The following is a 3,979-nucleotide window of genomic DNA, read 5'->3' on the forward strand; positions in this document are numbered from 1 at the left end:
CAGACGGTGATCGGCGCCGAACTGGCGCAGCGGTACGGAATCACCGACGAGGGGGGCCGCAAACCGCCCTCGCATCGGGAGATGTTGGGCGACCCCCGGCCACCGAGCGCTGTGATCGTGCGCTAGCTCACGGCTCGATCAGACTCCACAGCCTGTTGGGTCCCGCCCGCAGCGCCATGTCGGTGACCTGGTCGTCCCAGTACCGCATCGAACCGAACTCGGATCGCCACGCCAGCGCAGCCCTGGTGAACTCGTGCAGTCGGTGCTCGCTGGTGGTTCCGATCGCTCCGAGCACCTGGTGGGCGTCGCGCACGACGACCGACGCCGCGTGGCCGGCGCACGAACGTGCCGCCGCGACAAGGAATTCGAGGTGCGGGGCGGACCAGTCGCTGAGGACTGCCGCTGACAGCGCAGCCTCGGTGGCGGACCGGGCCAGGGCGGCCTCGGCGGCGATGCCGGAGATCAGGTGCTGCACGGCCTGGAACTTCGACAGCGGACGGCCGAACTGTTCACGCGATGTCACATGGTCGATGGACAGCGCCAGCGCCTGGTCGAGGGCCGCGCACACCTGTGTCGACCGGACCAGCGCCGACTTCAAGCGCACCTTGGTGACGACATCTCCGGCGACCGGGATCCCGGCCAACGACCCGAGGTCGGCGACGACGGTGTCGCGCGGTTCACCGATCATGTTGGCGCCGGGCGAGATCGAGATCTCGCCGGGTTCGGCGTCGACCGCGAGATACCCGCCATCGTGTTGCCACACGACGACGATCCGCTCGGCACTCGACGCCCATGGCACCCCGGAGGCCGTCCCGGCCTGATCGAGCAGGCACACCGTTCGCACCGCGTCGTCGACCTGGACTCCGGTTGTCTCCAACAGCCAGCACGCCAGAAGGTCGTGTTCGGCCAACGGAATCCGCACACCGTGGCGGACCGCCGCGGTCAGCAGCTCGGTCGCCTCATACCAACCGGCCCCGCTTCCGCCGCGCTGTTCGGCACAGGTGAGGCGAACCAGTCCGAGCTCGTCGAGGCGACGCCAGAGGTCGCTGTCGAGTCCGGTGTTCGCCGGTGTGGATGATCGGCGATAGTCGGCGAAGACCGCATCCATCAGGTCGGCCAGTGCCGGCTCGACTTCCGGGGCGGTCACCGCAGACCCAATCCGCGGGCGATCACACCGCGCAGCACCTCGTTGGTGCCGCCGCGCAGTGTGAAGCCCGGACGCTGATCCATGGCCGCGGTGACCGTGTCGGTGAAGCCTCGGCCGGCTCCGTGATCGTCGGCCTGGTGGGCGAACTCGGCGATGTCACCCTCGGTGGTGGTGCCCAGGACCTTGACCACCGCGGCGGAGACGTCGGCGGGTTCTCCGCGTTCCAGCGCACCGGCGATCGCCGAGGACATCTGGTGTAATCCGGCGACCCGAGCCACCAGCCGGCCGAGGTCATTGTCGCGCGGGAGTTGTTGTCCAGCAGTCTTTTCAGCGCACCTGTCGAGCAAAACGAATGTGGACAGGAATCGTTCCGGTCCGCTGCGCTCGAAGGCGAGCTCCGAGGTCACCTGCTGCCACCCCCGACCGATCTCGCCGAACACCATGGAGTCGGGAACAAAGGCGCCGTCGAGGATCACCTCGTTGAAATGGTGCGCACCGTTCATCGAGACGATGGGCCGGATCTCCACCCCCGATCCCCGCAGGTCGACGATGAACTGGCTGAGGCCGGCGTGCCGATGAGTGGGGTCGACGGGTTCGGTCCGCACGAGCGCGATGAAGGCGTGGGCCAGATGGGCTCCGGAGGTCCAGACTTTGGTGCCGGTGAGCGACCAGCCGCCAGGCACCCGCTCCGCACGGGTGCGCACGCTGGCGAGATCGGAACCCGAATCGGGTTCGCTCATCCCGATGCCGAAAAAGCATTCGCCGCGCACGATCTTGGGGAGGAACTCCGATTTCTGGTCCTCGGTGCCGTACTTGAGCAGGGAGGGCACGATCTGCCGGTCGGCGATCCAGTGGGCGGCCACCGGGGCGCCCGCCGCGAGCAGTTCCTCGGTCACGACGAACCTCTCGAGGAATGAGCGCCCGTGCCCGCCATAGGCGACGGGCACCGTCATACCCAGCCAGCCGCGCGCTGCCAGCGCGGCGGTGAAACTTTGGTCCCAGCCGCTGAGCCACGCGTCCACCGACGGGGTGAACGCGCCGGCGGCGAGTTGCTCGGCGAGAAACCGTCGCACCTCGTGCCGCAACCCCTCGGTGACGGACGGGTCGACGGCGGAGCGGGGTACCAGCCGGGGCAGTGCCATCAATCTCCTGCGGTCTCTTCGGAGGGAGCGGGTTCCGCCACCGGCGCGGTGGTGACGTCGGCCGTGTGAGCGGGTAGCGACAGGGCGATCCCCACCCCCAGGAAGAACGCAGCCGTCAGCGTGCCGCCGAGGTACTGGTTCATCGGGCCGCCGGGGGAGATGAAGCTGCCGGGCGGCCCGATGATCGTGATGGTCTCGACCAGCTGCTCGACGGTGAAGACCGCAGCGCCGGTGCCCAGCCACCGCGGGAACAGATCTTCGTTGGCGGCCAACAGGATCGGGACGGCCACCAGGATGTGGGCGACCGTGGCGGCGGGCAGCCACATCGCGCCGACGTCGCCGACGACACGCGCGGCGTCGGTGTCCAGTTGGCCGGGGCGCAGCGCGGGACCACCGGTGAACCAGATCGCGAGGCACAGCTGGGCGACCAGTACCGCTGACCCGATCGTGAACACGTGCGCCGCCGGCCCGGTCAACCGTTCCCGTGCGAACGCCAGCACGACGACCAGAGCGAGCACGGCGAACGCCAGGAGCAGCGCCTGCGCCCTGACGACTCCTTCGTCGGAGCCGGCGAGCGCGGGGATCACGAGTACGGCCGTCGCGTAGAGCACCGCGAACGCGAGGCCTGCAATCATCGGGGCGCGACGGTTCATATCGGGAGCAATCGTAGCCATCGTCATTCCCAATGCGGCGTTCATCCCCAGACTGAGGCGGCTGTCGCGCCAGGACCCGCTGACGTCGGCCGGCGAGCCTACCGTCGGGAGCATGTCAACCGAACTGCCCGCAGAGCGGCTGCGTCGCCGCCTCGGCGCCGACGAAGACGCCGATGTCGAGGACGTCGGCGAGCAGCCCGACACGTCGCTGTCGCGGTGGCTGCCGGAATCGACGTCGACGGGCCCGGCCGGCTGGATCTCGAAGGTCCGGGCTGACCCGGGCCGGGCCGGGGTGGTAGCGCTGGGTGTCGTCGGTGCGGTCGCCGTGCTGGTGACAGTGTTGAGCCTGTTCGGTGATCGGCCACCCGCGGTGGTCTCGGCGAAACTCCCGCCGGTGGAAATGGTTTCGTCGGCTGCCCCGAGCGCCGCGTCGGATTCCTCCGCGCCGGCGGCGCCCGTGGTGGTCAGCGTCGTCGGTCTGGTCAACGCGCCCGGTCTGGTCACGCTGGACCCCGGGGCCCGGATCGCCGACGCCCTGGAGGCCGCGGGTGGCGCGGTCGACGGCGCCGACCTGCTGGGGCTCAACATGGCCAGGCGTGTCACCGACGGGGAGCAGATCGTCGTCGGTATCGGCGCGCCGCCGGGCCAACCGGTGCAGATGGGCAGCTCGGTGGTGGCGGATCCCGCCGCGTCCCCGGCGGCGCTCCCGGCAGGTGGCGCGAGCTCCGGGCCGGCGAGCCTGATCGACCTGAACTCGGCCACGGTCGAGGAGCTCGACACACTGCCCGGGGTCGGTCCGGTGACGGCTGCGGCGATCGTTGCGTGGCGCGAGGTCAACGGTCGGTTCGCCAGCGTGGATCAGCTCGCCGATGTCGACGGCATCGGGCCGGTTCGGCTGGACAAGCTGCGCGACCATGTCCGTGTGTGACGCCGGTGGTGCCCGCATCGCCCATCGCGCCGGCCCTGGACCTGAGGCTGGTCCCGGCGGCGCTGACCGCGTGGGCGGTCACGGCCGCCGGGATCGTGTGGGCGCAGGC

At 70.0% G+C, this 3,979-nt stretch carries 4 protein-coding genes and 1 pseudogene; 2 read left to right on the forward strand and 3 right to left on the reverse strand.

Features of this window, described 5'->3' with window-relative positions:
* Nucleotides 1-126: pseudogene (locus WA944_RS24565) on the forward strand (short-chain dehydrogenase); the annotation flags it as partial.
* A gap of 1 nt (nucleotide 127) precedes the next feature.
* Here the strand turns inward: WA944_RS24565 and WA944_RS24570 are convergent.
* Genes WA944_RS24570 through WA944_RS24580 form a run of 3 tightly spaced genes read right to left on the reverse strand, consistent with a single transcriptional unit; the run spans nucleotide 128 to nucleotide 2,924 of the window.
* Entirely contained in the window at nucleotides 128-1,108 is a 981-nt protein-coding gene (locus tag WA944_RS24570) for an acyl-CoA dehydrogenase family protein (RefSeq protein ID WP_526373163.1), read from the reverse strand.
* A 35-nt stretch (nucleotides 1,109-1,143) separates the two neighbouring features.
* Nucleotides 1,144-2,289, reverse strand: coding sequence for an acyl-CoA dehydrogenase family protein (locus WA944_RS24575; protein WP_526373158.1), 1,146 nt, complete (start codon nucleotides 2,287-2,289; stop codon nucleotides 1,144-1,146).
* Complete coding sequence (locus WA944_RS24580; RefSeq protein WP_526610109.1) at nucleotides 2,289-2,924, reverse strand: hypothetical protein; 636 nt, start codon at nucleotides 2,922-2,924, stop codon at nucleotides 2,289-2,291. The genes WA944_RS24575 and WA944_RS24580 overlap by 1 nt, the downstream gene beginning before the upstream one ends.
* A 130-nt stretch (nucleotides 2,925-3,054) precedes the next feature.
* On the opposite strand from WA944_RS24580, the gene WA944_RS24585 reads away from it, so the two are divergent.
* Nucleotides 3,055-3,870: a ComEA family DNA-binding protein gene (locus WA944_RS24585; RefSeq protein ID WP_526373161.1), complete on the forward strand. Its 816-nt coding sequence runs from the start codon at nucleotides 3,055-3,057 to the stop codon at nucleotides 3,868-3,870.
* Nucleotides 3,871-3,979: the final 109 nt, after the last annotated feature.

The organism is Mycobacterium sp. (assembly GCF_049683355.1).
Taxonomy (GTDB): Bacteria; Actinomycetota; Actinomycetes; order Mycobacteriales; family Mycobacteriaceae; genus Mycobacterium.